The sequence below is a fragment of the Aurantimonas sp. NFXS3 genome (genome assembly GCF_049132005.1).
In the GTDB taxonomy this organism is placed as follows: Bacteria; Pseudomonadota; Alphaproteobacteria; order Rhizobiales; family Rhizobiaceae; genus Aurantimonas; species Aurantimonas coralicida.
The window spans coordinates 138,883-165,658 of record NZ_JAGDDZ010000002.1 but is presented as its reverse complement, the minus strand read 5'-3'; the positions used below and the strand labels follow the sequence as shown (position 1 = coordinate 165,658).

Annotated in this window: 28 protein-coding genes; 18 read left to right on the top strand and 10 right to left on the bottom strand. The window is 68.8% G+C overall.

What is annotated here, in order from left to right:
• Positions 1-23: 23 nt before the first annotated feature.
• The gene (locus tag J3367_RS05985) at positions 24-1,301 is read right to left on the bottom strand and encodes an adenylate/guanylate cyclase domain-containing protein (RefSeq protein ID WP_024350908.1); all 1,278 of its coding nucleotides are present in this window, start codon (positions 1,299-1,301) and stop codon (positions 24-26) included.
• A 325-nt stretch (positions 1,302-1,626) separates the two neighbouring features.
• Here J3367_RS05985 and J3367_RS05980 point away from each other — a divergent pair, with 325 nt between their 5' ends.
• From J3367_RS05980 to J3367_RS05940, 9 genes are all read left to right on the top strand, one after another.
• Positions 1,627-2,091 (top strand): DUF4087 domain-containing protein, encoded by a 465-nt coding sequence (locus J3367_RS05980; protein WP_051141595.1) that lies wholly within the window; start codon positions 1,627-1,629, stop codon positions 2,089-2,091.
• Positions 2,092-2,184: 93 nt separating this feature from the next.
• Positions 2,185-2,616 carry a hypothetical protein gene (locus tag J3367_RS05975; protein ID WP_155898474.1) on the top strand — a complete coding sequence of 144 codons (432 nt, stop codon included), beginning with the start codon at positions 2,185-2,187 and terminating at the stop codon, positions 2,614-2,616.
• 169 nt (positions 2,617-2,785) lie between these two features.
• On the top strand, positions 2,786-3,157 hold the full coding sequence (locus tag J3367_RS05970) for a hypothetical protein (protein ID WP_024350911.1): 372 nt from the start codon (positions 2,786-2,788) through the stop codon (positions 3,155-3,157).
• Between the two features lie 59 nt (positions 3,158-3,216).
• Positions 3,217-3,729 (top strand): SH3 domain-containing protein, encoded by a 513-nt coding sequence (locus J3367_RS05965; RefSeq protein WP_024350912.1) that lies wholly within the window; start codon positions 3,217-3,219, stop codon positions 3,727-3,729.
• Positions 3,730-3,793: 64 nt separating this feature from the next.
• On the top strand, positions 3,794-4,216 hold the full coding sequence (locus tag J3367_RS05960; protein ID WP_024350913.1) for a hypothetical protein: 423 nt from the start codon (positions 3,794-3,796) through the stop codon (positions 4,214-4,216).
• Positions 4,217-4,265: 49 nt separating this feature from the next.
• A complete protein-coding gene (locus J3367_RS05955) occupies positions 4,266-4,691 on the top strand; it encodes a hypothetical protein (protein ID WP_155898475.1) in 426 nt (141 codons plus the stop codon).
• 150 nt (positions 4,692-4,841) lie between these two features.
• A complete protein-coding gene (locus J3367_RS05950; RefSeq protein WP_024350915.1) occupies positions 4,842-5,891 on the top strand; it encodes a helix-turn-helix domain-containing protein in 1,050 nt (349 codons plus the stop codon).
• Positions 5,888-7,231 (top strand): MFS transporter, encoded by a 1,344-nt coding sequence (locus tag J3367_RS05945; RefSeq protein ID WP_081651919.1) that lies wholly within the window; start codon positions 5,888-5,890, stop codon positions 7,229-7,231. Before J3367_RS05950 ends, J3367_RS05945 begins: the two co-directional genes overlap by 4 nt.
• A 242-nt stretch (positions 7,232-7,473) precedes the next feature.
• A complete protein-coding gene (locus J3367_RS05940) occupies positions 7,474-8,649 on the top strand; it encodes a class I SAM-dependent methyltransferase (RefSeq protein ID WP_155898476.1) in 1,176 nt (391 codons plus the stop codon).
• A 90-nt stretch (positions 8,650-8,739) separates the two neighbouring features.
• Here the strand turns inward: J3367_RS05940 and J3367_RS05935 are convergent, their stop codons facing one another.
• Genes J3367_RS05935 through J3367_RS05905 form a run of 7 tightly spaced genes read right to left on the bottom strand, consistent with a single transcriptional unit; the run spans position 8,740 to position 14,849 of the window.
• Positions 8,740-9,960: a BatD family protein gene (locus J3367_RS05935; RefSeq protein WP_024350918.1), complete on the bottom strand. Its 1,221-nt coding sequence runs from the start codon at positions 9,958-9,960 to the stop codon at positions 8,740-8,742.
• Positions 9,954-10,595 (bottom strand): tetratricopeptide repeat protein, encoded by a 642-nt coding sequence (locus J3367_RS05930; protein WP_024350919.1) that lies wholly within the window; start codon positions 10,593-10,595, stop codon positions 9,954-9,956. The genes J3367_RS05935 and J3367_RS05930 overlap by 7 nt, the downstream gene beginning before the upstream one ends.
• Positions 10,595-11,521, bottom strand: a complete 927-nt coding sequence (locus tag J3367_RS05925) for a vWA domain-containing protein (RefSeq protein ID WP_024350920.1) — start codon at positions 11,519-11,521, stop codon at positions 10,595-10,597. Before J3367_RS05925 ends, J3367_RS05930 begins: the two co-directional genes overlap by 1 nt.
• Positions 11,518-12,480, bottom strand: coding sequence for a VWA domain-containing protein (locus tag J3367_RS05920; RefSeq protein WP_155898477.1), 963 nt, complete (start codon positions 12,478-12,480; stop codon positions 11,518-11,520). Before J3367_RS05920 ends, J3367_RS05925 begins: the two co-directional genes overlap by 4 nt.
• Positions 12,477-12,908, bottom strand: a complete 432-nt coding sequence (locus J3367_RS05915) for a hypothetical protein (RefSeq protein WP_024350922.1) — start codon at positions 12,906-12,908, stop codon at positions 12,477-12,479. The genes J3367_RS05920 and J3367_RS05915 overlap by 4 nt, the downstream gene beginning before the upstream one ends.
• On the bottom strand, positions 12,892-13,830 hold the full coding sequence (locus J3367_RS05910; protein ID WP_024350923.1) for a DUF58 domain-containing protein: 939 nt from the start codon (positions 13,828-13,830) through the stop codon (positions 12,892-12,894). The genes J3367_RS05915 and J3367_RS05910 overlap by 17 nt, the downstream gene beginning before the upstream one ends.
• Complete coding sequence (locus J3367_RS05905) at positions 13,830-14,849, bottom strand: AAA family ATPase (protein WP_051141596.1); 1,020 nt, start codon at positions 14,847-14,849, stop codon at positions 13,830-13,832. The genes J3367_RS05910 and J3367_RS05905 overlap by 1 nt, the downstream gene beginning before the upstream one ends.
• 205 nt (positions 14,850-15,054) lie before the next feature.
• Here J3367_RS05905 and J3367_RS05900 point away from each other — a divergent pair, with 205 nt between their 5' ends.
• Positions 15,055-16,410: an ATP-binding protein gene (locus J3367_RS05900; protein WP_024350925.1), complete on the top strand. Its 1,356-nt coding sequence runs from the start codon at positions 15,055-15,057 to the stop codon at positions 16,408-16,410.
• Entirely contained in the window at positions 16,407-17,045 is a 639-nt protein-coding gene (locus tag J3367_RS05895) for a response regulator (protein ID WP_024350926.1), read from the top strand. The genes J3367_RS05900 and J3367_RS05895 overlap by 4 nt, the downstream gene beginning before the upstream one ends.
• A gap of 30 nt (positions 17,046-17,075) precedes the next feature.
• Here the strand turns inward: J3367_RS05895 and dhaL are convergent, their stop codons facing one another.
• Both dhaL and J3367_RS05885 read right to left on the bottom strand, forming a co-directional pair.
• Entirely contained in the window at positions 17,076-17,714 is a 639-nt protein-coding gene (gene dhaL, locus J3367_RS05890) for a dihydroxyacetone kinase subunit DhaL (protein WP_024350927.1), read from the bottom strand.
• A 39-nt stretch (positions 17,715-17,753) separates the two neighbouring features.
• On the bottom strand, positions 17,754-19,835 hold the full coding sequence (locus tag J3367_RS05885) for a bifunctional sugar-binding transcriptional regulator/dihydroxyacetone kinase subunit DhaK (protein ID WP_081651922.1): 2,082 nt from the start codon (positions 19,833-19,835) through the stop codon (positions 17,754-17,756).
• Positions 19,836-20,001: 166 nt separating this feature from the next.
• On the opposite strand from J3367_RS05885, the gene J3367_RS05880 reads away from it, so the two are divergent.
• The 7 genes from J3367_RS05880 to J3367_RS05850 all read left to right on the top strand — a co-directional run bounded on the left by J3367_RS05880 (position 20,002) and on the right by J3367_RS05850 (position 26,767).
• Positions 20,002-21,495, top strand: coding sequence for an ABC transporter substrate-binding protein (locus tag J3367_RS05880; protein WP_024350928.1), 1,494 nt, complete (start codon positions 20,002-20,004; stop codon positions 21,493-21,495).
• 75 nt (positions 21,496-21,570) lie between these two features.
• The gene (locus tag J3367_RS05875) at positions 21,571-22,506 is read left to right on the top strand and encodes a carbohydrate ABC transporter permease (RefSeq protein ID WP_009211305.1); all 936 of its coding nucleotides are present in this window, start codon (positions 21,571-21,573) and stop codon (positions 22,504-22,506) included.
• Positions 22,503-23,330, top strand: coding sequence for a carbohydrate ABC transporter permease (locus J3367_RS05870; protein WP_024350929.1), 828 nt, complete (start codon positions 22,503-22,505; stop codon positions 23,328-23,330). The genes J3367_RS05875 and J3367_RS05870 overlap by 4 nt, the downstream gene beginning before the upstream one ends.
• Before the next feature lie 2 nt (positions 23,331-23,332).
• Positions 23,333-23,617 carry a hypothetical protein gene (locus J3367_RS05865; RefSeq protein WP_024350930.1) on the top strand — a complete coding sequence of 95 codons (285 nt, stop codon included), beginning with the start codon at positions 23,333-23,335 and terminating at the stop codon, positions 23,615-23,617.
• A 5-nt stretch (positions 23,618-23,622) separates the two neighbouring features.
• Complete coding sequence (locus tag J3367_RS05860; RefSeq protein WP_024350931.1) at positions 23,623-24,693, top strand: ABC transporter ATP-binding protein; 1,071 nt, start codon at positions 23,623-23,625, stop codon at positions 24,691-24,693.
• Between the two features lie 42 nt (positions 24,694-24,735).
• Positions 24,736-25,797, top strand: coding sequence for an ABC transporter ATP-binding protein (locus J3367_RS05855; protein WP_024350932.1), 1,062 nt, complete (start codon positions 24,736-24,738; stop codon positions 25,795-25,797).
• A 16-nt stretch (positions 25,798-25,813) separates the two neighbouring features.
• Positions 25,814-26,767, top strand: coding sequence for a carbohydrate kinase family protein (locus J3367_RS05850; RefSeq protein ID WP_024350933.1), 954 nt, complete (start codon positions 25,814-25,816; stop codon positions 26,765-26,767).
• The last annotated feature ends 9 nt before the right edge of the window (positions 26,768-26,776 follow it).

Here is a 26,776-nt window from a genome sequence, read left to right as displayed (position 1 = left end):
GCGGCGGGCGACGTGCGGCAGCGCTACGACGCCGCTGCGACGGCCGTTTCGGTGATGACAGCCGAATCGCATCCGGCGCCGGAGAAGGCGAAGACCTCCATGTCCTCGCCGACGCCGCGCAGCGGGAAGCTGCCGAGGCTTTCGAGGGCCGAACTGCAGCTCGCCCGCTCGGCGAAGGCCCGCGACAGGAGCACCGGCCGCTGCACCGTCTTGGTCAGGTTTTCCAGGCGCGCGGCGGCGTTGACCGCCGGGCCGATGACGGTGAAGTCCAGACGGTTGCGCGAGCCGATATTGCCGTACATCACGTCGCCGACATGGATGCCGACGCCATAGCGCAACGGCTCCCGGCCGGCCGCGACATGGCCGGCATTGAGGACATCCATCGCCTGCTGCGCTTCGGCCAGGGCCTTCAAAAGGTCGTCGCAGGCGGTCGGCCGGTCGAGGGGGAAGATCGCCAGCAGGCCGTCGCCGATGAATTTCAGGATCTCGCCGCCATGGCGCTCGACCGGCTCGCAGATCGCGTCGAAATAGCCGTTCAGGAGCTCGATCACGTCGTCGCGCGGCCACAGCTCGGAGATCCGGGTGAAGTCGCGAAGGTCGCAGACCATGATCGCGCCTGCGACCGTGGTGCCGCTGCCCCGGGTGATGGCGCCGGCGAGGATCTGGTCGCTGGCATGGGGGCCGACATAGGTCTCCAGGAGGGTGCGCGCGAGCCGGTTCTTCAGCCGGATCTCGCTGACCAAGGCGAAAGCCGGCAGGAGGTCGGCGAGGAAGGCGAGCTCGGCGTCGGAAAAGCCCTCCGGCGCATCGCTGGCAAAGGACACCACATGGCGCCGGCCGAACGTGTGCTCCAGCGGCCAGGCGACATAGTCGGTCATGCCCTCGGCGCGAAGCTCGCCGAACAGCGAGTATTCGTCGGCGGCCGCCGGCTCCCGGGCGAGGCGCAGGCGCACTTCGCTGGCGCCGCCATGCACCGCGGCGATCGGGCTTTCGAGATATTCCGCCGTTTCCAGCGCGCCGTGCTGATAGGTCTGGATATCGGCGTCGGGCGTATTGTGGCGCCACAGGATGCGCGCGCCCAGCCATTGCGGATGGTGGATGCGGAAATGCACCGTGGCGCGGGCCACCGGCAGCCCGCCCGCCCGCAGGCGGTCGCAGAGCTGCTGGAAGATGTCGTCGATGAACCGCTCGTCCTGGGTCTCGCGCACCAGCCAGTCGAGGAGCCGCGTGCGATGGAGCGGCCAGGTCCCGGTGTCGCAGGAATCGACCCGGCCTGCAGAGCGAGTGGGCTCCATCGTCATATCCTCGAATGTCTGGCGCTGATCCCCTTGGAATGGGGATGCCGGCGTCGCAGCGCAAGAGTGACAGGACGCCGCCGCCGGCAGTGTTGCCGGCCAGCACCGGCGGCCTCTGTCGCGCAGGCCGCTCCACGGTGCGGCGGCTCGAGGCCCTGAAATTCTGGGGCATGGATGCGGGACGCGGAGGCATTGCCGCGACCGCCGCCACTGCCGATGATGGCGGCGCAGCGCGAGACGGGAATGCGGTGAACGAACCGTCGCCCGCCGCGCACAGATTCTCCGGTCGCGGCAATCCTGCCGGCGCACCGGAAACCGGGAGTGACAACGCGTGTCCGAATTTCGTCGCGGGGCCCTCCGCCTTGCCCTCTGCACCGTCATGCTTGCCGGATCCTCCGTCTCCGCGCCGGCCGGCCAGACCCCGCTGACGGTGGCCGCGCCTGTTTCGGCGGACACCCCGGTCCGCATGGCCGCCAACGGGGTGCGCGAGATGGCCGAGCGTCGCTGCGGCTGGCTGGCCAATCCGACACCGGCAAATTTCTGGCTGACGGATGCCGACGGCACCTGGACCCTCTCCGAACAGGGCCGCGATCTCGGCAACCGGTTCCACGACATCTCCTGGCCGGAATTCGCCGCCGACCAATGGGTCGAGACCAATGGCTCCTACGGCTATGGGTGCGCCTGTTTCGACGGGGTCGTCGATCACCGCAGCGCCAACGTGGTGCGGATCGACCGGCTGCAGCCGCGCCCGCTGAACGCCTGCCTCGCCGATCCCGCCCTGCCCTCGATCAACTGACGATCCGGCACCGGTTCGCCGCCATGGCGGGTTCCGGTCCAGTGCAGCGACAGCAGGTCCCCTCTCGAACGGAGCGTTCCCATGCAGAAGAGAGTGTTCGCCGCGCTCATCGGCGCGGCCCTTTGCGGGGCGCCGGCACTCGCCGACGAAGCCTGGGTCCTGCCCGGTGGCGGCGAGGTCACCTGGGACGACGATGTCAACGGCGTCTCGGTGCTCAGCTATCCCGTCGGCCGCTCGCGGCAGCGGGTGCGCCTGTATGTTCCGGGGCTGTCTGCGGCGATCGACGATCGCGGCACATTCCACGGCTACTGGATCGGTCCCAGCGGCGATTCCGACTGCGCCGCAACGCTGACCGGCCCCGACGGGACCCGGTCGGCGGCTTTCGGCCAGGCCATCATCACCTTTGACCAGCCCAGCTTTCCGTCCGGATGGTTCGTGCTGATCGGCCAGTGTTTCGACCCGCCTTCGGATGAGATGCGGGCGGATGCGATCTACGGCAACCAGATCGTCGTGCCGCGCAACTGAGGCGATGCGCTCCGAGGATGGACGCACAGGCCAAAGAGCGGGATGGACAGGCATTCCGCAGGTGCGGCGCCCCGCCTAGACTTGCCTGATACCGGACACCGGCTTCGACTGTTCCGTGCCGCTCGGCGCGGCATTCATGTCCAGCCCCCACCCGAACGAGGCGACGACCATGACCTCAACCATCCGCGGTATTCTCGTGGTCGCCGGCCTGGCGCTGGCGTCGCCCGCGGCCGCGCAAGGCATCGTCGACGAATTCTGCACGACGATCACCGAGAACGACAAGTCGGCCTCCGATGGCTTCCAGTTGACGGATGCGGCCTCGATCCTGCGTCAGGATCGGGCCAATTTCCACAAATTCGGCTATCGCGACCGCGGCGATCAGGGTGACAGCACGTTCGGCTCGAGCAGTGCCCGCGCCCAGATTCCGGCCATGCTCGACAATGGCCAGACCGACCCCAGCGTTCTGCGGGCCATCGTCCGGGGAACGCCGCGCATCTGCGTCGAGGTCTATCCCGGCTACCTCTACGTCTACGTCAATTGACGCGCGCAACGCGCCGACCGGTGGCGCCGGACGTCCACGTTCCGACAGGTATCCAGCCGATGAAATTCGTCACACTCTGCGCGGCCGTCATGCTGGCATCGACCTTCCATGCGAGCGGTCCCGCTGCCGCACAGGCGCTCGATCCGTGGTGCGAGCAGCAGGCCCGGCTGACCTGCGGCGACCGGGACGGTGTCCTGAGCATGACCGACTGCAGCAGCGAGCCGGATTTCTGGTCCGGTATTCCGAACGAATGCGTCGGCGACCTGCAGACCATGGTGGAGATGGAGCGTGAAGCCGGCGTCGGCGGCGGGTCGGCATCCCTGCCCTCCGGCATGATGCTCGGCTTTTCCTATGGCGGCATCCTGCGCGAAGGGCCCGGGATGGATTTCCGCAGGATCGCCTCGCTGCGAGACGGCGACGAGATCGAAATCCTGGAAGACACCGGGATCTGGTTCGACGGCTACAAATGGTTCCGGGTCGCCACGGCGCGCGGCACCGGTTTCCATTGGGGCGGCATCTTCTGTCACGAAGGCGGCGTCAGCGTCGACGGCATCCTGTCGAGCTGCAACTGAACCGCGACATCCGGCGCGGGGCCATTCGAGCCGCCAATCATCCCCCTACCTCGAGGAAATCCGCATGAACCGCCCCGTTCTGATTGCCGGCTCCGTCGGCTTCGCGCTCCTCGTCGGCGCCACGTCGATCGTCCTGGCCGAGACTCTACTCGCCACCAGCACCACGGCGATGGCGATCACCGGCGATGTCGAGATGGACGATTTCAGCATGGTCTTCGCCGACGGGACCCGTCTCGATTTCGATGAACTGGTGGGCGACAGCTTCGTGGTGGACGGCGAAACCGTCAACGCCTCGGTCTATTCCGTCGCGGCGCCCATGGATCCGGTGCTGCTCAACGGGAACCGGCTCTGCGGCTCGGGACCGGTGACCTATGTCGCAAGCTGGGGCAGCGACAGCGACGTCGCGGTTGCCGTCTTCGACACCCAGGACATTCCGGGCAGCGACGCCGACATGTGCGCCCTCTATTATTATACCTACCCCAACTAGGCTTGCCGGTGCCGCCCTTCGCCTTGCGCCCCCCGGTCCGGCCCAGTTGATGGGTCCGAACAATTCACCAGCGCGCCGGGCCCTCGCCCGGCCGTTGGCGCTGACGACGCTGGCGCTCTACAGCCTCTATCTGACCGGCGAGTTCCTTGTCGCCGGCGCCCTGACCATGGCGTCCGACATCGGCTTCAGCGCGCTGATGCTGCCTGCCTGCATCGCGCCGGTCGCCGGCCTTGCCGGGCTGGTCTTCGCAACATCCGGCCGGTTTCGCAGCGTTCTTCTCGCCCTTCTCCTGATCTGCACGGCCGGTGGCGCCGCACTCGACGCCCATGCCCTGCATTTCGCGGCGCCGGATGGCCAGAACGCCATCGTCGTCGCCATGGTGGCCGTCTGGCAATTCGTCGTCCTGATCCTCGCCGGCGCCGCGGCGCTGGTCATTCGGCGCGTTACGCGTCGCCGGTCCGCGGCCGCGCGCTGAGCGTTCCGGCGGGCGGTCCCCGGCGCCCCTCCACGTCCCGATCGGTGCAGGCCGGTCACCCCTTCGGCATTTCGCCTCTGAGCCATTGCGATTGAACGGATTTTCCCCTTAGACACGATTGGGGACGTTGCATGTGGCGGGGAGTGACCGGTGTCGACGAGTGAGGATGGGCGCGCACGACCCGACGTTCCCGTCCTGCGTTTTTCCAGCGACACCTTCGCCCTGAAAGACCGTTTCGAAGCCTATCGCGATCTCTATGCCGGCGGCACCGAAGTGACCCGTCTCGGCGCCGGCTTTGCCGCGCAGTTCGAGGCGCGACCGCTGGGCGAGCTGGTCATTTTCGAGCGCTGGCTGAACGACGTCGCCCATGAACGGTCGGCGCAGCGGATCCGGCAGGACGGTTTCGAACATTTTGTCATGCAGCTCAACCTCTCCGGCGTGCTGGTCGTCGAGACCGCCGACGGGGCTGCGACCGTCAGGCCCGGCGAGATCATCATCCTCGATACCGGGCGGCCCTACGGCAATCGCTGCGGGAACGCCCATGTCCTGACCTTCTCGGTGGCGCGATACGTCGTCGAGCGCGCCTATCTGGGTGGCCAGGATCTGCACGGCCGCGTCCTGGGCGCCGAGCGCGGTGCGCTCCTGGCGGACTTCATGGCGTCGCTGACCCGCAATGCCCGCACGCTGTCGGCCGACGCCGTCAACGGCATGGTCGGCATCTTCTCCGAGCTCCTGATGATCACGCTACGCCAGGACGACGGCACCGCCAGCGCCGAGGCGCGGGGCAAGCTGAAGCTCGCCCAGGAGCTGATCGAGGAGGGGCTGTCGCGGCACGATCTCGACCCGGCCGTGATCGCCGCGAAGGCCGGCATTTCCCGCTCGCGGCTCTACGAGATGTTCAAGCCCCATGGCGGTGTCGCGAGCTACATCCGGCGGCGCCGGGTGCATCGCTTTCGCGCGCTGCTCAGCCAACGGCGCGACATGCGCAGCATCGCCGAACTCGCCTTCGCCTGCGGTTTTGCCAGCGAAAGCCATGCCAGCCGGACCTTTCGCGAGGTCTTCGCCATGCCGCCCGGACAATTCCGGCGACGCCAGGGTGGCCCCGCCTCGCCGGCTGCGGTGATGGCGGTGCCGGGACGCGACGGCTTCGCGCCCTGGGTCAGTTCGCTCAACATGCGGGCGCAAGCCTCAACTTCATGAAGCCTGTCATGCGGGCGGGGCCGAACGCGGCGTGGAACCTGGCGCTCGCCCTGGCCATGGTGCATCTGGTCTCCTCGCTCGACCGGCATCTCCTCAGCCTCGTCCTCAGTCCGATCAAGACAGAGCTCGGACTAAGCGACACCCAGCTCGGGTTCCTGCACGGCACGGCCTATGTCCTGCTCTATGCCGCCGCGATCGTCCCGCTCGGCTATCTGGTCGACCGGTTCGACCGGCGCCGCATCATCCAGGCGGGCATCCTCGCCTGGACCGTGGGAACGGTCGCCTGCGCGCTGGCGCAATCCTATCCGCAACTGGTGCTGGCGCGCATGCTGGTGGGCCTCGGCCAGGCGGCGCTCGTGCCGGCCGCGACCAGCCTCCTCGCCGACAGCTTCGCCGGCCGCGGGATCGGCAAGCCGATCGCCGTCTTCACCTCCGCCGCGACGTTCGGCCGGGGACTGGCGCTCCTCGGCGGTGGCGTGGCGCTCGGCTGGATCGGCCTGTGGGGGCCGGGCAGTCCCCTGGCGAGCCTTGCGCCCTGGCGCACCCTGCTGCTCCTCTCGCTGATCCTCAACCTCGTCGCCTTCGCTTGGCTTTCGGCCATGGACGAAACACCGCGCAGCCAGGGCAACGCGCCCCGCCCGCCGGGCATGTTCGCCGCCGCCGCCGGCCGCTGGGGAACGTATCTGGCCTATCTCGGGGCCTCGGCGGCGGCGATCCTGCTGGTCCAGGTCACGGCGGCATGGGGCCCAACATTGCTGGTCAGGGGCTTCGACCTGACCCCGGCCGCCAGCGGTCTCCTGTTCGGCCCGATCGTGGTCGGCTTCGGCCCGGCGGGAAACGTCTTCGGGGGCTGGGCGATCGATGCGCTGACACGGCGGGGGGTGCGTGCCCCGTCGGCCTGGGCCGCAATCGTCGCCCTGCCCGCGGCGCTGTTCGCCGGCGCGGTCTTCTGCCTCTCGGCCGACCTCGTTGTCGCGCTCTGCGCCCTTGCGGCGATCACCTTCTGCCTCGGTTTCACGACGCCGGCGGGGCTCGTGGCGATCCAGCGGATGACGCCACCGGGCTTGCGTGGCCGGGCCACGGGCCTCTTCGTCCTCATCGTCACGATGGTCTCGCTGGGGCTCGGGCCGCTGACGGTCGGATGGTTCAGCGACCATGTCTTTACCGGCCCCGCCGGCCTGCGCCAGGCGATCCTCGCCGTCCTCGCCCTCGGCGCCTTGCTCGGAACGCTCTCGGCGCTTCAGGCCGCCAGGCTCGAGCGGTTGGCGGGACCGGACCTGCCGGGCGATGCCGGCGCCCGTGCCGGCGTCCCGAACGGCGCGCGAAAACTTCGCGCCTGAACCGTCCCGGCGAAAAGTCTCCTGTGGCGCAAGCTCCTGACTCTTATGGCAAAACACCGGGGACCTCGGGCCTACCGAATATGGTGGTCGGGGTGATCACGCTCCCGGCTGAAGCCGTCATTGACGTAAGTGTCCCTTACATGTCTATCTCAACCGGGCGGTGCAGTGCTCCCGCCCCAGTTGCGGGCCGCTCCATGTGCGGCGACCGGACCGACATCTCAAAACAATAAGGTGGAACGTCCATGGGTATGGGGCATATCGAGGTCGAGCTGCTGATCCACGAACACGCGCACAAGCCGATCACCGGCGAAGTGCTGGCGGTCGGGCGACAACATATCTCACCGAGCCCGGACGAGATTCTCGCGATGATGGCGCGGCACGGCGTGACGCCCGTCCGCACCGATTTCGAACCCGACACGTTGAACACGCATCATGGCGAGGGCGAGCATCCGATCCTCGACGCCTCGCTGTTCCGGGCCATGGGCAATGACACGTACTTCGTCGCGGACATCAGCCCGTATGAAGGCGCCGACTACATCTTCGACGTCTGCGGCGAGGTGCCGGAAGAGCTGATCGGCCGGTTCGACTTCATCATCGATGGCGGCTCGCTCGACAACGTCTTCGATCCCCTGTCGATGGTCCGCAACATGACGAAGATGCTGCGCCCGGGCGGCCGGATGTTCATCTTCGCCTGGTCGAACGGTTTCCCGTCGGCCTATGTGAAGATCACGCCCGACTGGATCATGGATTATTGCCTGGTGAACGAGTTCGCCGACGCCAAGGTCTATGCGTCGCGCTGCGACATGCCCTTCGACGACCCGAAGCTCGGGCAGAGCGTCGATCTCTTCCACTACCATCCCTATATCGACACGCCGAACGGGCCGGTGGCGGAAGCGGCCTATGTGCGCGTTCCGGGCTACGGATCGACCTATTGCATCGCCGAAAAGGGCGTAGCCACGACGCATCACCGCATGGCCGTGCAGAAGCATTATCGCGGACAGGACGTGGAGCCGTATCTGACGTCGGCGAAGCGTTTCCATGATTCGACCCAACCGGCATTCTCGCTGCCGGGCGCCGAGGTCCCCGACATGCCGCCGATCAGCGATCAGATCACGGTCCGGCCGGTGGCGCGGTTCGGCACGCCCAGCACGATCAGCCTGCCGGACGCGATTTTCAGGAGGCTCGACCAGATCGGGACTGATACCCGGCTTGCCCGGCTCGAGGCGCGGCTTCTGGCGGCCGAGGCAGGAAGCCGCACGTCGCAGCTATCGGACCGCGTCTACGAAGAAGCGCAGCGCCTATCGCGACAACTCTACGAGTATTCTGTGTTGGCGCCGGGGAGAAGCGCGGCTTCTCCGATGCCCCGGCGATTTCTGTCGCGGGCCCGCAGCGCCTTGTTCCGGCTCGCGGGTAAGTAAGTAGGCCACGGGCGCGCAACTCGGCACTGCCACTCAGGCGCTATACAGGCAGGGAGCGCCAGGCCACTTATGAGTTGACTTCCAGCGGGGTCATCCCCGCTGGCGGCGCAGCCTTTGCGCGAGAAAAATCTGGCGTGCGAAACCCTTGAGGTCGACCGCCGGAGATGGCTGCGGGCCGTAGAGGTGACGGTCGAGGCGGGCGAAGGCCGTCCGGGCGTCGGCGGGCAGTTCGCCGCGCGCTCCCGACAGGCCGGCGGCGGCGGCGCGGGTGGCCCGGGGATCGTTGCGGGCGGCGGCCCGGCGAAGCGCCACGGCGTTGCGGTCCGGCAGGAACCGGCGCAGGCGGCGGCCGATCTCGGCGGGCGCGACCAGGCGCCGGCCCGGCAGTGCCAGGAGCAAGACGAGCAAGCAGCTTCCGAGCCCTGCCAGAAGCGGTGCACTGCGGGCGATGAGGCCTGACCAGCCGCTGGCCTCGGGCTCCTCGGCGATCGCGGCGAAGGCGATGCGTTGGGATTTCAGCACCGCGTCGCGCATTTCCCGCGTCGTGGTATCGAACCAGGGAATGTGGAAGGCCTCCAGCCGGCCTGGCTGCGAGGAGACCGGCCGCATGCGCCATTGCCAGACGACGGTGGACACCGGCCCGTTCTCGGTCAGTTCGACGCTGCGCCGTTCGGGCGCGATGAAGGAGATCAGCCAGGGCGCGATCATCCGGGGCGGCGGTGGCAGCGAGCCGGGCGGCACCCCTTCGGCAACGATCGTCACGGTGCGCGTCGCGGTCTCGCCATTGGCCAGCATGGCCGGGTCCATGTCCCATTCGTCGCTGTAGCTCAGCGAGCGGGCCGGAAGCCACCAGCCGCCCTCTGTGGCCGGGCGCGGGATGGCGGTGATGGTGACGTGCTCGGAGACGACATTGTGGACGAAGCGCTCGCCATTGTTGGCGACCAGCGTCAGCCGGTGGGTAAAGGCCCCGACGGTCAGGTCGCCGCCGCGTTCGGGGAAGATTGCCAGCCGCCGCTCGAAGACGGTCAGCTGGCGGCCGTCGATGCGCTGTGTCGTCCAGCTGTCGCGGCCAAGCTGCATCCAGGAGAAATTGCGCAGATCCGGCTGGACCAGCGTCTCCAGCGCGATGGTCACGTCGTAGAGGCCGCGAATGGTGACCAGCACCATCTCGTCCTCATAGGGGTCCGCCGGCATCGCATCGACCACCACGGCCAGCCGCGCGTCGCGCGCCGACACCTGCGGCGCCGCTCCGGCGGGGCCAGCCGCGGCAAAGAGGAGCAGTGACAGCGTGAGCAGGAGCCGTCCTACCATGCGGTGTCCTCCGGCGGGTTGGCGATGCCAAGATCCTGCCGGCGCTGATGCTCGGCGCGCAGCCGCAGCTTCAGGAAGGCGCCGGGATCGTCGGGCAGCGTCGTCAGCCAGTCCTCGCTGGCGACGACCCCCTGGCCGGTGCGCGGCCGCACGACGGAGCGCTGCTCGGCCAGTGTGAGCGCCTTGGGCACGTCGCGCTTGGTCGGCTGGGCGGCGGCGTCCTCGGCCTCGATATTGGCGGCGATGCCGTCGATGTCGTTGGATTCACCGACCAACGGGTCGATGCGGGCCGCGACGAGGGCGCGGTTGAAGCGGGCGTCGGCATCGGACGGATCGGCGAACAGCACGGCGTCGAAATAGGCGACGGCTTCCGCGTAGCGGCCGAGCGCGGCAAGCCCGACGCCGCGATTGTAGGTGGCCTCGGAGCCGGCCTCGCGAAACGCCAGGTCGGCTTCGGCGTATCGGCCCGCACGGTAGAGTGCGACCCCGCGCACCGCCGGCTCGGTGGTCAGGCTGGCGGCCAATCCCGGCAGACCGGTGGAGAGCGCCAGCCGGCCGAAGGCGGCGGGACCGGCGGCGAGCGTAGCGCATGCGGCCACGACCAGCGCGAGGAATGGCAGAACCCAGCGCCGCATCACACGCTCCTGCGGAACAGGGCGAGCGCCGGAAACAGCGCCAGCACGAGGAGATAACGGCCATAATCGGTGTAGTGCAGCACCGCGTAGTCGCCTTCCGCCAGAGCATCGGAACGGCGCCGGCCGATCCCGTCCGCGACGGCGAGCGGCGTGGTGGCGTCGGCAAAGAAGCCCTCACCGGCGGCGGCCAGACGCTCCAGCCCCGCCGGATCGGGGGGCGGCATGTCACCGGGGCGCTGGCTCGGCGCGACATGGATCGCCGAGACGAAAGCGCCGTCGGCGCGCAAGGCCGCCACCTCGTCGAAGGCGGCGGGGCCGAGCCCCTCCCCGTCGGTGACCAGCACGACGTCGGCGCGCAGGATCTGCGCTTCCGCCAGCGTGCGGCGGGCCAGCGCCAGCGCCCGGTCGCTGCGGCTGCCGGGGTCGGGCACCGTCTCGCCGTCGAGGACGGCGACGATGGAGCCGAGCGCCGCCGGATCGGTGGTGAAGGCCGTCGCCACATAGGCTTCGCCGGCATAGACGATGAGGCTGACGGGGCGGGTGCCGACCCGCTGCAGGACAAGCTGCGCGGCGGCCTCGGCGTCGTCGAGGCTGCCGCCTTCCGCGATGGAGCGCGACAGGTCCATCGCCACGACGATGCCGTCGAGATTGCGGAAGGTGGGCGCGCCGCTATCGCGCTGGGCAGGGCCGACGAGGGCCAGCGCCACCAGGCCGGCGACGGCGATGGCCAAAAAGGCGTGGCGGGCACTGCCTGGCACCAGCCGGCCCAGCCGCGACAGCGCCGCCATCAGGGCGGGGTCGACGGCGCGCTCCCAGCCGGCGAGACCCCGCGATCGGCGGGCGAAGACGACGCCGGCCACGAGGGTCAGCACCAGGACCGCCAGCCACCAGGGCCGCAGCAACAGAAGATCGCCCGGCAGGCTCATGCGCCGCGCCTCCATCCGATGACGAGGCCGAGGGCGCAGAGGAAGCCGAAACCGGCCGGCCAGATCCAGTAGGAACTGTAGATTTCGGCCGCAGGCCGCTCGAAGGCGCTGGTCTCCAGCGCGTCGATGGCGCGCGCCACCTGCCGCAGATCGTCGGTGGTGCGGACCCGGAAGGTCTCGCCGCCGCTGGTTTCGGCAATGGCCCGCAGGGTCGCGGTATCGACGGCGTCGCGGGATTTGGGGTCGGTCTCCAGATCGGCAGGGCCGAGGGCGATGGTGTGTACGCGGATGCCGAGCCGCTCGGCCAGCGATCCGGCATCGCGCGGCTGGACGGCGCCGGCATTGTTGACGCCGTCGGACAGAAGGACGACGACGCGCGAGCGTGCATCGGAGCGGGCGAGCCGTTTCAGGGCGAGGCCCAGCCCGTCGCTGATCGCGGTGGACCGGCCGGAAATGCCGATCGTCGCCTGGTCGATGAGGTGGCCCACCGCCTCGACGTCGAAGGTCAGCGGTGCGGCGAAATAGGCGGTCTCCGCGAAGATCACCAGCCCGACACGGTCGCCGGCTCGGGCGCGCACGAAATCACGAGCCACCGCCTTCACCGCGTCGAGCCGGGAGACGGTCTTGCCGTCGAGGACGAAATCCTCCTGCTCCATGCTGCCGGACAGGTCGATGGCGAGGACGAGGTCGCGGCCGCTGGCCGGCAGGGCCTCGACCGCTTCGAGCTGCTGCGGGCCGGCCAGCGCCACGACCAGCGCGATCCAGGTGAGCGCCGGCAGGAGCTGGCGGACGCGGGCGCGCATGCCGTCCGCCGCCCCGGTGGCCAAGCGCGCCGCGATGGAGCCGGGCACGACCAGCGCGCCGGTCGCGGCCTGGCGCGGCGGCAGGAGCAGCAGCGCGGCGAAGGGCAGCGGCAAGAGAAGCAGCGCGTAGGGGGTGGCGAAGCTCCACATGGTCATGCCCTCGCCCGCAGACGCCGGCGGCCGCGGGCCATCGTCAGGATCGCCGCGTCGATGGCGTCGAGATCGGGCGTGGTGCCCGGCCGGTAGAGGGAGGCACCGATGTCTTCGCGCAGGATTGCGCCGGAATCGGGCCTGGTGCCAGGCCTTGCCGGCGCGGCGTCGCGGCGCAGCCGGTCGATCAGCGCCGCCTGCCGGAACAGGCGATCCTCGGCCGGCAAAAGGCGCGCGGCGGCGATCTCGCGCCGGGCCATGGTCAGCGCAGTGTCGCGCCGGCGGGTGACGAGATGCAGCAGCGCCAGGAGCAGAAGCCCGGCGAGGATGCCGAGCGCCGCGGCGGCCAGCACTTCGGACCCGTCGAAGGCGGCAAAATCGGCCGGCAGCCGCACCGGGCGCAGCCGGGCGACGAGATCAGGATCGGTCGACATCGTCGCGCTCCAGAGCCTCGGCCATCCTGTCGTATTCGGCATCGGCCGCCACGATGCGCACCTCCGCGCCGAGCCGTTCCAGCCGCTCGCGGCGCGGATCGGACCTCGCGGCCGTGTCCGCGCCCGACACGAAGGCCCAGCGCAGGCCTGTCAGCCCGGCCGGCGCATCGCCGGACAGGAACGGATAGGCACCGCGCGGCGGGACCTCCTCGAAAGCGTCGCGCACCAGGATCGTGACGATCCGCGCCCGGCGGCGCAGGGCCAGCGCCAGACCGTCGAAATCCGTGCCCGGCACGTCGAGGCCGGTGGCGAGGAACAGCGTGCCGCCCCGCGGCACAAGCCGGCCGGCGGGTTCCAGCAGCCGGTCGAGCGGCGCGTCGTCGAGATGGCCGGCGGCCGCCCGTTCGAGCGCGATGGCATGGGCGCGGGCGAGACCGCCGGCGATCGCCGCCATGCCCTTCTCGCGGGCCTGGGGCGCGACATAAGCCGGCTCACCGAGGCCGAGGGCCAGCAGTCCCACACGGCCGCCCGCCTGCACGACACGCCATCCGGCCAGCATCAGGGCGTCGGCGGCCGCGACCGAGCGCAGTCGCCGGCGGGTGCCCCAGAGCATGGCCGGGCGGAAATCAGCGACCAGCAGCGCTGTCTTCTCGCGTTCGTCGCGGAAGGTGCGCACATGCGGCCGGCCGGTGCGGGCCGTTGTCGCGGCGTCGAGATGGCGGCTGTCGTCGCCCTCCGAGAAGGGCCGCACGTCGACGATCTCCAGCCCGTTGCCGCGGCGCTTGCCGGCAAAGCCGCCGGGCCGGCCGGTCGGGGCCAGCCGCTGCTCGGGGATGTGGCGGACGTAATGGCGCAGCCGGAACAGCGCGTCGGCATCGACGGCGATGCCAGCCTGGTCCGCCGGCGGGACGATGCGGCTCATCAGAGGGGCTGGACGAGGTCGACGAGCCGGGCGACGAGGCTGCGCGCCGTGACGCCGTCTGCCGCGGCCCGCCAGGTCGGCACGATGCGGTGGGCGAGAATGTCCGGCGCGAGTTCGCTCACATCCTCCGGCACGGCGTAGTCGCGGCCGCGCAGATAGGCACGGGCCTTGGCCGAGGCTGCCAGCGCCAGCGTACCGCGCGGCGACACCGGATGCTCGATCGCCTTGCGGATGTCGGGGGCCGGCCGGTCCTCGCGCGTCGCCATGACGAGGCGCACAATGTAGTCCTTCAGGGCGGGCGCCAGATGCACCTTCGCGGCGGCCTGCCGGGCGGCGACGATCGCCGCGCTGGTCACCGGATGCGGCATGGCCGCCTCGCTGCCGCTCGCCTCGCGCTCGACGAGGTCGAGGATGGCGAGCTCGGAGCGGGCGTCGGGCATGTCGACGAGGACATGCATCAGGAAGCGGTCGAGCTGGGCCTCGGGCAGCGGGAAGGTGCCCTCGTGCTCGATCGAGTTCTGGGTGGCCACCACCATGAAGGGATCGGGCAGCGCATAGGTCGTGCCGCCGGCGGTCACCTGCCCCTCGGCCATCGCCTCGAGCAGGGCCGACTGCACCTTGGGCGGGGCGCGGTTGATCTCGTCGACGAGAACGAGGGAGTGGAACACCGGGCCCTGGACGAATTCGAAGACGCCCTTTTCGGGGCGGAAGACCTGGGTGCCGGTCAGGTCGGCCGGCATCAGGTCGGGCGTGCACTGGATGCGCGAGAAGGAGGATTCCAGCCCGTCGGCCAGCCGCTTGACGGCGCGGGTCTTGGCAAGGCCCGGGGCGCCCTCGATGAGCAGATGGCCGCCGGTCAGGAGCCCGATCATCAGGCGTTCGACAAGGGGCTGGTGGCCGATCAGGCCGGTCTCGACGGCCCGCTGCAGGGCCGAGAGGGCATGGGCGTCGCCGCCATCCGGCCCGTCATTCGACAGAGCGGGTTCGGCGTCGCGCGAGACCGCGGTTGCATCCTGCATGGCACTCATATCCCGATAGATTCACGTCGGCGCCGCGGGCCGGTGCCACTCCACCCGGACGCCGGCACTATGTCGGATGCATCGGGTCTTGGGTAGGGCATCACGCCCGGCCGCACACAGGCAATTTGCCCGATCGGTCGCGCCCCCCTTGCGGCGGGGCTCCAGCTTGGGCCTGATCGTCGGATCGACAGGGGGAGCGATCGCCATGAGCCTGATGATGGGGCTGATCCTGCGGCTCTTCGGCGTCGCCTGCGTGTGCCTCGCCGGCGCGATCGTCTATGTCGTCGCCGATACCCAGGCGGCGATCCGGACCGAGCTGAAGGCCACCGAGACCCGCGTCGCCTTCCAGCTCGAGCGCATCTACATGCTGGGCAGCGGCGGCGTGGAATCGACCCATATCGCGCGGCGCTCCATCGAGATCGTCTCGGTGATGACCCCCGGCACCTGCGTCGCCTTCACCGAGCGCGACGGCGGGACGCGTCGCTTGTGCTCGGGCTGGAACGCCTTCGGCTCGGTCGCGCCGGGCTGGTTTCGCGCCGCGCTGGCCGCAGGCTTCCGGCATCCGGCGGCGGTCGAACGCGAGGTGCGCATCTTCGGCGAGGACGGGCGGCGGCTGCGCACCAGCTTCGATCCGGTCGCCGCGGCCACGCGGATCTGGCAGCAGGTGCGGATCGCGGCGGCGCTTGCCCTGGCGCTGGCGGCCGCGATGATCGCCCTGTCGAGCCTTGCCATCGCCCATGCGCTGCTTCCCGTGCAGGCGATCGTCGACGGGCTGAAACGGCTGGAGATGGGCGACATCGGCAGCCGGCTGCCCTCCTTCCGCACCGCCGAGTTCCGCCGCCTCGCCATCGCCGTCAATCGCCTCGCCAGCCGGCTGGAACGCTCCACCGCCGAGCGCGCGGTCTTGATGCGCAAGCTGTTCGAAGTGCAGGAGGATGAGCGCCGCACGCTGGCCCGCGAACTGCACGACGAGTTCGGCCAGTGCCTGACCGCCGCCGGCGCCATGGCTGCGTCGCTGGAGGCGGCCTCGCCGCAGGGGCGCGACGACATCGCCGAGGACGCCCGCGCGATCGGCCGCATGGTCAAGCGGATGATGGCGACGCTGCGCGGTGCCTTCGTCCGGCTGCGGCCGCCCGACCTCGACCAGCTCGGCCTCGAGCCGAGCCTGCGCACCATGCTGCATGGCTGGGAGGCGAGCCTTGGCGGGCGAACCCGCTTCGTTCTGGAAACCGAGGGCGACCTCACCGGCCTCGACGACGCGGCGGCGCTGAACCTCTACCGGATCGTGCAGGAATGCCTGACCAATGCCGCCCGGCACGGCTCGGCCCGGCGGATTGTCGTCCGCGTCGTCCGCGACAGCGCCGGCGGCGCGCCGGGCGTCGAGCTGACCGTCATGGACGATGGCGGCGGACGGCCCGAGGCGCTGGAGAGGGGCACCGGCTTCGGCATCGCCGGCATCCGCGAGCGCATCGCGGCGCTGGGCGGCACGCTCTCCATCGGCGAGGCACAGGGCGGCATCCGCGTGGCGGCGACCATCCCCACCGGGGCGCTGCGGCCATGAGCGCCGCCCGGATCATGCTGGTCGACGACCATCCGATCGTGCGCGAGGGCTATCGCCGGCTGATCGAGCGGCGGCCGGGCTATGCGGTGGTCGCCGAAGCGGCGGATGCCGGCGAGGCCTATCGCCTCTACCGCGAGACGACGCCCGACATCGTGGTGATGGATCTGACCCTGCCGGGCCCCGGCGGGATCGAGGCGACGCGGCATATCCGGCAATGGGACGGCGCCGCCCGCATCCTGATCTTCACCATGCACCAGGGCGCGGCCTTCGCGCTGAAGGCCTTCGAGGCCGGCGCGTCCGGCTATGTGACGAAGAGCAGCGATCCGGCCGAACTGGTGCAGGCCATCGAGGCGATCCTCGCCGGCCGGCGGGCGATGAGCCCGGACATTGCCCAGGAGATCGCCGAGGAACGGGTCGAGGGCCGTGCGACGGCGATCGCCGATCTCAGCCCGCGCGAGACCGAGATCCTGCGCATGCTCGCCTCGGGCATGACCTCCGACGAGATCGCCGCCGGGCTCTGCCTCAGCGTCAAGACGGTCCAGAACAACCACTACCAGATCAAGGCCAAGCTCGGCGCGCGCACCGACGCCCATCTGGTCTGGGTGGCGATCGAGGCCGGGCTGGTCCGCCGCTAGCGCAATACCCCGATCGCCGTAAAGCCGGGCTCAGCCGGTCAGCTGGGTCGCCATGACGCCGACGATGAGCGCCGTCGAGGCGGCGCCGGGATCGATATGGCCGAGCGAGCGGTCGCCGAGCCGGGCGGCGCGGCCCTTGGACGCCCGCATCGCCTTGGTCGCCTCGGCGCCCTCCTCGGCGGCCCGGGCGGCCGCCTGGAAGCACGCGGCCAGATCGTCGCCGCGCCCGGCCGCCTCGCCGATCGCCTCGGCGGCCGGCAGCCAGGCATCGACCATGGTCTTGTCGCCCCGCTCGGCCTTGCCGCGATCCTGGATCCCCTTGGCCATGGCGCAGAACGCCTCGACCATGGCGTCGCGGTCGAGCTCGGGCTTGCCCTTGGCCGCCGCGCCGGCCCGCATGAAGGCCGTGGCATAGAGCGGCCCGGACGAGGCGCCGACGGCGTTGAGGAAGGTCTTGGCGGCGGTGTTGAAGACGACGGCCGGCTCGTTCTCGGCGGTGTCGAGCTGGCCCAGCGCCTCGCGGACGGCGGTGAAGCCGATCCCCATGGTGACGCCGTGGTCGGCGTCGCCGATGACGCCGTCCAGCTCCGACAGATGATCCTTGTGTTCCTCGATGGCATCGGCGATCGCGACGAACATCGCGACGAGATGCTGGGTGGTGATGGTCATGGGCATGGTCCGTATCGGGTTGGCGGGGTCCGGCGAGGCTTAGCCAGCACGGAACATCGCGCAATCGCAAGGATGGTCGAGGAGCTCGGTCAGCTCGTCGTCGAGCAGGATCAGCGTCACCGACATGCCGGCCATTTCAAGCGACGAGCAATAGGTGCCGACCCAGGTGGCGTGCACGTCGATGCCCTTGCGCTCGAGGCGCTCGTGCACCCGCCGGTTGATCACGTAGAGCTCCATCAGCGGCGTCGAGCCGAGCGAGTTGATCAGCACCGCGACCTTCGAGCCCTTCCTGGCCGGCATCTCGGCGAAGATCCGCTCCAGCATGTCGTCGGTCACGTCGTCGGCGGTGCGCAGCGGCTCGCGCGTCACGCCCGGCTCGCCATGGATGCCCATGCCGATTTCCATCTCGTCCGGGCCGATCTCGAAATTGTGCCGCAGGGTCTGGGGCAGCGAGCACGGCGCCAGTGCCACGCCGACGGTGAAGGTGTGGTCGTTGGCCTTGCGGGCGACACGCTCGCACTCGTCCAGCGACCACATGTGATCGGCGGCCGCACCGGCGATCTTGAAGATGAAGAAATTGCCGGCGACGCCGCGGCGCTTCTCCTTCTGGTCGAGCGGCGCCGAGGCGACGTCGTCGGTGGAGAGCACCGTGCGGACCTCGATGTCCTCCATCGCCGCCATCTCGGCCGCCATGTCGAAATTCATCACGTCGCCGGCGTAGTTGCCGTACATGTAGAGGACGCCGGCGCCGCCATCGACGGCCTTGGTGCATTCCAGGATCGGGTCCGGCGGCGGCGAGGCGAAGACGTTGCCGATGGCGCAGGCATCGGCGATGCCCTTGCCGACGAAGCCGACGAAGGACGGCTCGTGGCCCGAGCCGCCGCCGATGACGATCGCCACCTTGTCCTTGCGCGGGCCGTCGACGGCGATCACCGAGCGCGGGCTGTGTTCGAGCTGGCGCACATGGTTGGGATGCGCCTTCACGATCCCGTCCAGCATCTCCTCGATGATGTTCTTCGGGTCGTTGATGAGCTTCTTGGTCTTCACTGGATTGCCTCCCTGTAGCTGTGTGCGTCTGGTTCCTCGCAGGGCGCCGAGCGACTCGGGCACCCCCTCCGCCTGCAGAATGCTGTGCGCCGTGGCCGCGTCGGTGATCAGGATGTTCGCATAGCCCCCGCGCAAAGCCGCCAGGATCGCCGGCACCTTGCGCGCCCCGCCGGCCACCGCGATGCGCACCTTGATCGCGCTGATCTCCTCCAGCGTCAGCCCGATGGTGCGCGCATCCAGCGGCGCGCGCACCGGCACGCCGCGATCGTCGATGAAGCGGCCGGCAACGACCGCCGTCGCCCGGTGAAAGGCCGGATGCGCCAGCTCCTCCTGGCGCACCAGCCCGCTGGCGTGGATCGTGCTGTCGGGCCTAGTCGAGCAGATGCCGAAGACCACCTTGTCGGCCCGGCGCGCCATGTCGAACTGCTCGCGCAGCTGCGGCTCGTCCATCAGCACGTCGCGGACCGCGGCGCTGGAGACGACGGCCGGCGCGGTGATGTTGATCGAGCGCGCGCCGAGCGCCGTCGCCAGTTGCGAGGCGCAGAGTTCGGGGGTGAAATCCACCGGCGCCGAGGTGCCGCCGGTGAGCTGGATCACCGACAGGTCCGGAACCCGGCCCGGCCCCATGCGCCGTGCCAGCGCGATCATCGTGCGGCCCCAGGCGATGCCCAGCGTGTCGCCGGGGCGGATCAGCCGCTGCAGCACCCGCGCGCCGGTCTCGCCCAGCCGCTCGTCGAGGCCCTGGTCGGTCTCGGCGCTGGGAATGACGATGCAGTCGCTGAGATTGAAGCGGTCCTTCATCGCCTGGGCGATCATCAGCTCGCTGAGCCGCGACGTCTCCATCGACAGGGTGACGATGCCGCGGGTGCGCGCCTCGGCCAGATAGCCGTTCACGGTAGCCCGCGAGACGCCCATCGCCTTGGCGATCTCGTTCTGGGTCATGCCGTCGCGGGCATAGAGCCAGCCGGCCCACAGCAGCGGATCGTCGCGGAACGGCAGCGGGACCGGAGTGGCGCCGGCAGTGGGCCGACCGGAGGCGCTCTTGCGCGCTGTGGAGGTGTTCAAGGAAGCCATCTTGACATTTGTCTTATAGGATTTGAATATTGTCGCCAATAGGGTTTGCCAATCGCGATCCGACGGTCCTGGGAGGGATTCAGCCGTCGATGCCACGCGGTTGCACAGCAGCGCCGGAACGCCACGGGTCGCCGGCGGCCACTATTGCAACTGGGAGGAAACAGGCATGACGAATTCATTCGACAAACGGGCCGGCTCCGGACTGATGGTCCCGCGCCGCAGCCTTCTGAAAGGCGGCGCCGCCCTCGGGCTGTCGACCGTCCTCGGCGCGCCCTTCATCAACCGGCTGCACGCCCAGGAGAGCCATCCGCTCGCCGGCCAGTCGATCGAGATGAACATTCTCGGCATCGCCGGCTGGGTGCCGTCGTCGCTGGGCGTGAAGATGTCGCCGCTCTTCGCCGAATATGTGAAGGAGAAATACGGCTACGACGTCTCCTTCAACTTCCAGGAAGCGCCCTTCGCCGACCTGTTCCAGAAGGCCGCGACCTCGCTGGTCACGCGCAGCCAGGAATTCAACATCATCATTTCCGACAGCCAGTGGCTCGGCGCACTCGCCCAGCCGGGCTGGATCCTGCAGCTGAACGACGTCATCGCGCAGAACCCGGCGCTCGACATCGACTGGTACTCGAAGACCGTCGTTGACACCTACATGACCTATCCCGACGGCAGCCAGAACATCTGGGGCCTGCCCCAGGAGGGCGACGTCGAAGCGCTGTTCGTTCGCAAGGACTGGCTCGACGACCCGAAGGAGCGCGAGGCGTTCAAGGCAAAGTACGACGTCGAGCTGCCCTCGACCTTCGAGGACTTCGAGAACCTGACGATGGACGAGTTCGAGAAGGTCGCCGACTTCTTCACCCGGCCGGACGAGCAGCGCTGGGGCTTTGCCCAGCAGTACAGCCGCGTCTACGACTTCGCGACCTGCGCCTTCAACAACTTCCTGTGGAGCCGCGGCGGCGAATTGTGGAACGCCGAGACCGGCCAGGTCGAGGGCGTCCTCAACACGCCGGAGAACGCGGCCTCGCTGGAAGAATACAAGCGCTGGCTGAAATACTGCCCGCCGGGCGCCACCAATATCGGCATCGCCGAGGGCATCGACGTCTTCACCCAGGGCAAGGTCTTCGCCACCATCCAGTGGGCCGCCGTCGGCCCCGCGATGATCACCGAGGAACTGCAGGGCAAGGTGCTGGTCGTGCCGCCGCCCAAGCATCAGGCGCCGGGCGCCGAGCCCAAGCGGATCTATTCCATGGGCGGCCAGCCCTGGGTGATCAACGCCTTCAACGACGAGCAGAAGATGCGCGTCGCCATCGACTTCATGAACTGGTGGTACCAGCCCGAGACGGCGCTGGAATTCGCCAAGCGCGGCGGCAATCCGTGCGACAAGGCGACCCTGTCGCGGGACGATTTCGACGACATCAACCCGTGGAACCGCACCTACAAGTTCATGCTCGAGGACGGTCGCTCGCAGGATTTCTGGCATGACCCGAAATATTCGGAGATGCTGTCGGTCCAGCAGGAGGGCTATTCCTCCTTCGTGACCGGCCAGTCGACCGACGCCCAGGCGGTGATGGACTACATCGCCTGCGCCCAGCAGCAGATCCTCTACGATTCCGGCACGGCGAAAGAAGCGCCGTCCGACAGCTGCGCGATGACCTCGCTGTAAGCAGGTCCACCGATCGGCCGGACGCGGACAAATCCTCCGCGTCCGGCCATCCAGTCCCAAGCTCGAGGCCCGATAATGCCCCCCGTCCAGCAGCGTCGGCGGCCCTTTGCCCGCCTGTTCGACAACCGCGCCACGCTGATCCTCACGCTGCTGGCGCCGGTGATGATCTTCTTCATCGTGTTCAACACGATCCCGACGCTGTGGCTGCTCGGCCTGTCCTTCTACAATTTCTCGCTGACCAGCGGCATGCCGCCGGACTTCGTCGGCTTCCGCAATTTCTTCGCCATCCTCGCCAGCAAGAACGGCATCTGGTTCGACCTGTCGCGGACCTTCACATTCGTCCTGTGCGGCGTCACCATCCAGACCCTTCTCGGCGCGATGCTCGGCTTCCTGTTCTGGGGGTCGAAGGACATGCCGGGCCGGCGCATCGCCCTGACCCTCCTGTTCGCGCCGATGGTACTGACGCCGGTGGCCTCGGGCACCTTCTTCCGCTTCATCTACGACCCGACCTTCGGCGTGCTGAACTATCTCGGCCGGGCGCTGTTCGACAGCGGGCCGATCGACTTCCTCGGCAATCCCGAGCTCGCCTTCTGGGCGGTGCTGGCGGTGGATTGCTGGATGTGGACGCCGTTCATGACGCTGATGACGCTGGCCGCTCTCGGCTCGGTGCCCAAGGCCGAACTGGAGGCCGCCGAGATCGACCGCGTGCCGTTCCTGAGGCGTCTGACCCTGGTCATCTGGCACCACGGCAAGTTCATCATGATGCTCGGCATCCTCCTGCGCACCATCGACAGCTTCAAGACCCTCGACCTGATCATCCCGATGACCAAGGGCGGGCCGGGCCAGACCACGCGGCTGGTGGCGCTGGAGCTGAACAAGCAGGCCTTCGAAAGCTTCAACATGGGCTGGTCGTCGGCCTATGCCGTCCTTCTCCTCCTGATATCGATCGCCATGACCAGCGCCTTCATCTTCGTCCTCAGCCTGCGTCGCCGCCGGGAGAACGGAGCATGAGCCGCCTGCGCGAATGGCTGTACTACGCCGCCCTGTGGCTGATCGCGCTGATCTTCTTCGCGCCGATCGCCTGGATCGTCATGTCGTCCTTCAAGACCCGCAGCGACATCCTGGCGGTGCCGCCGAAGCTGTTCTTCAAGCCGACGCTCGACAATTACGTCGACCTGTTCAATCGTGGCGAGATCTTCCTGCAGATCGCCAATTCGGTGGTGCTGTCGATCGGCGCCGTGCTGATCGCCGTGGTCGTCTCGTTCCTCGCGGCCTTCTGCTTCTCGCGGTTCCGGCCGAAGGGCACCGACTTCCTGATGTTCCTGCTGCTGTCGATCCGCATGCTGCCGGGGCCGGCGGTGATCCTGCCGGTCTTCCTGATGTATGTCGCCTTCGGCTGGAAGGATTCGCATCTCTGGCTGATGCTGTTCTACGCGATGTTCTCGATCCCCTTCTCGGTGTGGATCCTGAAGGGCTTCCTCGACGGCGTCTCGACGCGCTTCGACGAGACCGGCATCGTCAATGGCGGCTCGTGGTTCCACGTGATCTTCAAGGTGGTGATGCCGCAGGTCCGGCCCGGCCTGATCGCCGCCTTCATCTTCAACCTGATCTTCGTGTGGAACGAATATCTCTTCAACTTCATCATCGGCGGCGTGAACACCCAGAACATTCCCTATGCCCTGTCGGTCGGCACCTATTCCGACGGCGGCGTCAACTGGACGTTCATCTCGACCATGACCTCGGTCTACATCATCGTGCCGGTGGTCTTCATCTACATCTTCCAGAAATATCTGCTGGTCGGGATGACCTTCGGCACCGTGCGGGGAGAGGTCTGACCATGAAAGCCACCCGCACCTTTCCCGAACGGCTGGAAACGATCCTGATCTTCGGCCTCCTGGCCGGCATCCTGATGATCGCCCAGCGCTACAATCTGATGGTCTACAAGGTCGGCCTGTGCGTGCTGGTCGCCTCCACCCTCCTGCAGATCGCCGTCGGCAATCTGCGCAAGGACGCCTCGGCCGGGGCCAGCCTGTTCTTCATCCTCAAGGTCCTCCTGGTCATCGCGGCCGTGTTCTCGGTCGGCATCCTGATGGTCCCGACATTCTCGCAACTCGGTCGCTGATCTCCATGTCGCTGCAGTTCCAAGGCATCACCAAGAGCTACGGCAAGACCGTCGCTCTCGACGCGCTGACCCTCGACGTCGCGCCGCAGAGCTTCACCGTCCTGTGCGGCCCGCCCCAGTCCGGCAAGTCGACCCTGTTCCGCATCCTCGTCGGGCTGGAAAAGCCCGATGCCGGGCAGATCCTTCTGTCGGGCCGCGATATCGTCGGCGATCCGCCGGCCGAGCGGCCGATCGGCTACGTGCCGCAGAACTTCGCGCTCTACCCGCACCAGACGGTGGCCCAGAACATGGCCTATCCGCTGACGCTGGCGCGCTTTCCCAAGGACGAGATCGCGGCCCGGGTCGACCGGACCGCCGGCATCCTGTCGATCACCCATCTTCTGGCCAAGACGCCGGACCAGCTCTCGGGCGGCGAGAAGCAGCGCGTCGCCGTGGCGCGCGGCCTTCTGAAGGACGCCCAGATCTTCGTCCTCGACGACCCGCTGGTCGGGCTCGACTACAAATTGCGCGAGCGGCTGATGGACGAGCTGAAATCGCTGCGCGAGGAGCTGAACGCCACCTTCCTCTATGCCACCTCGGATTCGCTGGAGGCGCTGACCATGGCGCAGCGGCTGGCCGTCATCGACCAGGGCCGTGTGATCCAGGATGGCGAGGTAACCGCGGTCTATCACCAGCCCTCCCGGGCCCGCTCGCTGGACCTCATCGGTTTTCCCAACGCCAATCTCTATTCCGGCAGCGTCACCGACGGCACGGTGACGGCCGGGCCGCTGCGCCATCCCGCCGCCGGCCTTGAAGAGGGCAGCGCGGTGATCGCCGGCATCCGGCCCGAGCATGTGAGGCTGAACCCCGAAGGCCCGGCGATCGGCACACAGCCGGCGCGGGTGACGCTGGTGGAAAATCTCGGCGGCGAGGCGGTGGTCTATCTCGATCTCGACGGCCACTCCCTGACCAGCGCGATCCCGCTGTTCGATCGCGCCCCGCCCGAATTCGACAGCACGGTCGGCGTGCGGATCGACCCGGCCGACATCTTGCTGTTCGACGGCACCAGCGGGCAGCGCCTGGCGGCAGCGCCATGACCGTGTCGCAGGCCCAACGCGTTCGAACGGGACAGAACATCCATGGCTGAAATCGTCATCGAGCACGTCACCAAGCGTTTCGGCAGCTTCACCGCCGTCGACGACGTCCACATGACCTTCGCCGACGGCGAGGTCGCCTGCCTGCTCGGCCCGTCCGGCTGCGGCAAGACCACGCTGATGCGCATGCTGGCGGGGCTGGAGCGCCCGAGCGAAGGCCGCGTCCTCTTCGGCGGGCGCGACGTGACCCGGCTGCCGCCGCGCAAGCGCAATGTCGGCATGGTCTTCCAGTATCCGGTCATGTACCCGACCCTGTCGGTGGCCGAGAACCTGGAACTGCCGATGCGCCACGACCGCAGCGTCTCGACTGCCGAGCGCAAGCGCCGCGTCGACGAGGTTCTGGACGTCCTCGACCTGCGACCGCTGGCCGGTGCCTTCATCGAGCAGCTCGACGCCGGCAGCCGCCAGAAGGTCGCCGTCGGCCGGGCCGTGGCGCGCCAGTCCGAGATCGTCCTGTTCGACGAGCCCACCACCAATGTCGAGGTCAATGCCAAGCTGCAGCTGATCCGCGCCTTCAAGCGGGTCACCAAGCGGCTGAAGCAGACCATCGTCTACGTGACCCACGACCAGACCGAGGCGATGACGCTGGCCGACCGGATCGCCCTGATGAAGGACGGCCGGATCATGCAATACGACCGCCCGCAGGTGCTCTACGGCCAGCCGACCACCGAGTTCGGCGGCTGGTTCCTCGGCAATCCCGGCATGAACTTCATTCCCGCCGAACTCGACAGCCGCGGCATCCACGCGCCGATCCTCGCCGAACCGCTGCCGGCGCCGGCCAGCCCGCCGCGCGGCCAGCTGACCCTCGGCATCCGGCCGGAACTCGTGCGCATGACCGGCGAGCCCACCGAGGGCAGCGTCGGCGCCATCCTCGTCGACCAGGCGATCGGCATTGCCGGCCGCTACCTGACCAAGGCGAAGATCGGCGAGACGGTGGTCAAGGTGAACACCGACGGCCGGCCGCCGGCGGCGCTCGGCGGCGCCGTGCATCTGTCGGTGCCGCGCGACCGGCTGATGCTGTTTGCCGACGGCAACCGCGTCTCCTGACAGGGAAGGGCCGACCATGCGCTACGATGTCTCCGTCGTCGGGCTCTACATCCTCGACATTCTCGGGCGCCCCGTCAGCCGCATCCCGGATCGCGGCAATGTCGAGTTCATCGACGAGATCCGCCTGACCGTCGCCGGCACCGCCGGGGGCGTGGTGGTCAACACCGCCAAGCTCGGCCTGAACAGCCTGGCGGTCGGCGCCGTCGGCAATGACGAGAAGGCCGATTTCGTCCTCGGCGCGATGGACCGGCTGGGCATCGACATCTCCGCCATGCAGCGGCTCGATGGCATTCCGACCTCGGCGACGATCCTGAACATCCGGCCGAATGGCGAACGCCCGGCCCTGCACATGCGCGGCGCCTCGGACCATTTCGACGTCCCGCCGCGCCTCCACGACCAGATCTTCGACGCGCCGATCCTGCATCTGGGCGGCACCGGCCTCCTGAAGACCCTCGACGGCGAGCGCAGCAGGCTGCTCCTGGAAGAAGCAAAGCGCCGCGGCTGCACGGTGACCTTCGACCTGATCGCCGCCAGTGCGGAGACCGCCGGTCTGGTGCTGCCGCTGTTGCCGTCCATCGACTATTTCATGCCCTCGATCGAGGAGGCCCGCGACATGTCGGGCCAGACGACGCCGGCCGACTGCGCCGCATTCTATCTCGACCGGGGCGCGCAAACCTGCGTCTTCACCCTCGGCGGCGAGGGCGCCTATTACGCCGCCGCCGACGGCACGCGCCTGCATGTGCCGGCCTACGACATCGACGTGGTCGACACGACCGGCTGCGGCGATGCCTTCGACGCCGGCTTCATCACCGCGCTGACCCACCGTATGGACCCGGAAGCCGCCATCGATTTCGCCCAGGGCGTCGCGTCGCTGGTGGCCAGTGGCCTCGGCTCGGATGCCGGCGTCGTGTCCTTCGACCATACGAAGGAGCGGGTCGCGGCGCTGCAGGCGGGGCGCCGCAAGGGCTGACAGCGCGCC

Coding starts and splice junctions, on each gene's coding strand:
- dhaL (WP_024350927.1), bottom strand. CDS start 17,714: ATGACCATCACCACCCAGCATCTCGTCGCGATGTTCGTCGCGATCGCC.
- J3367_RS05960 (WP_024350913.1), top strand. CDS start 3,794: ATGAACCGCCCCGTTCTGATTGCCGGCTCCGTCGGCTTCGCGCTCCTC.
- J3367_RS05985 (WP_024350908.1), bottom strand. CDS start 1,301: ATGACGATGGAGCCCACTCGCTCTGCAGGCCGGGTCGATTCCTGCGAC.
- J3367_RS05875 (WP_009211305.1), top strand. CDS start 21,571: ATGCCCCCCGTCCAGCAGCGTCGGCGGCCCTTTGCCCGCCTGTTCGAC.
- J3367_RS05850 (WP_024350933.1), top strand. CDS start 25,814: ATGCGCTACGATGTCTCCGTCGTCGGGCTCTACATCCTCGACATTCTC.
- J3367_RS05915 (WP_024350922.1), bottom strand. CDS start 12,908: ATGTCGACCGATCCTGATCTCGTCGCCCGGCTGCGCCCGGTGCGGCTG.
- J3367_RS05885 (WP_081651922.1), bottom strand. CDS start 19,835: ATGGCTTCCTTGAACACCTCCACAGCGCGCAAGAGCGCCTCCGGTCGG.
- J3367_RS05955 (WP_155898475.1), top strand. CDS start 4,266: ATGGGTCCGAACAATTCACCAGCGCGCCGGGCCCTCGCCCGGCCGTTG.
- J3367_RS05920 (WP_155898477.1), bottom strand. CDS start 12,480: ATGACCATGTGGAGCTTCGCCACCCCCTACGCGCTGCTTCTCTTGCCG.
- J3367_RS05880 (WP_024350928.1), top strand. CDS start 20,002: ATGACGAATTCATTCGACAAACGGGCCGGCTCCGGACTGATGGTCCCG.
- J3367_RS05905 (WP_051141596.1), bottom strand. CDS start 14,849: ATGCAGGATGCAACCGCGGTCTCGCGCGACGCCGAACCCGCTCTGTCG.
- J3367_RS05870 (WP_024350929.1), top strand. CDS start 22,503: ATGAGCCGCCTGCGCGAATGGCTGTACTACGCCGCCCTGTGGCTGATC.
- J3367_RS05895 (WP_024350926.1), top strand. CDS start 16,407: ATGAGCGCCGCCCGGATCATGCTGGTCGACGACCATCCGATCGTGCGC.
- J3367_RS05970 (WP_024350911.1), top strand. CDS start 2,786: ATGACCTCAACCATCCGCGGTATTCTCGTGGTCGCCGGCCTGGCGCTG.
- J3367_RS05945 (WP_081651919.1), top strand. CDS start 5,888: ATGAAGCCTGTCATGCGGGCGGGGCCGAACGCGGCGTGGAACCTGGCG.
- J3367_RS05965 (WP_024350912.1), top strand. CDS start 3,217: ATGAAATTCGTCACACTCTGCGCGGCCGTCATGCTGGCATCGACCTTC.
- J3367_RS05910 (WP_024350923.1), bottom strand. CDS start 13,830: ATGAGCCGCATCGTCCCGCCGGCGGACCAGGCTGGCATCGCCGTCGAT.
- J3367_RS05930 (WP_024350919.1), bottom strand. CDS start 10,595: ATGCGGCGCTGGGTTCTGCCATTCCTCGCGCTGGTCGTGGCCGCATGC.
- J3367_RS05855 (WP_024350932.1), top strand. CDS start 24,736: ATGGCTGAAATCGTCATCGAGCACGTCACCAAGCGTTTCGGCAGCTTC.
- J3367_RS05935 (WP_024350918.1), bottom strand. CDS start 9,960: ATGGTAGGACGGCTCCTGCTCACGCTGTCACTGCTCCTCTTTGCCGCG.
- J3367_RS05860 (WP_024350931.1), top strand. CDS start 23,623: ATGTCGCTGCAGTTCCAAGGCATCACCAAGAGCTACGGCAAGACCGTC.
- J3367_RS05925 (WP_024350920.1), bottom strand. CDS start 11,521: ATGAGCCTGCCGGGCGATCTTCTGTTGCTGCGGCCCTGGTGGCTGGCG.
- J3367_RS05865 (WP_024350930.1), top strand. CDS start 23,333: ATGAAAGCCACCCGCACCTTTCCCGAACGGCTGGAAACGATCCTGATC.
- J3367_RS05900 (WP_024350925.1), top strand. CDS start 15,055: ATGAGCCTGATGATGGGGCTGATCCTGCGGCTCTTCGGCGTCGCCTGC.
- J3367_RS05940 (WP_155898476.1), top strand. CDS start 7,474: ATGGGTATGGGGCATATCGAGGTCGAGCTGCTGATCCACGAACACGCG.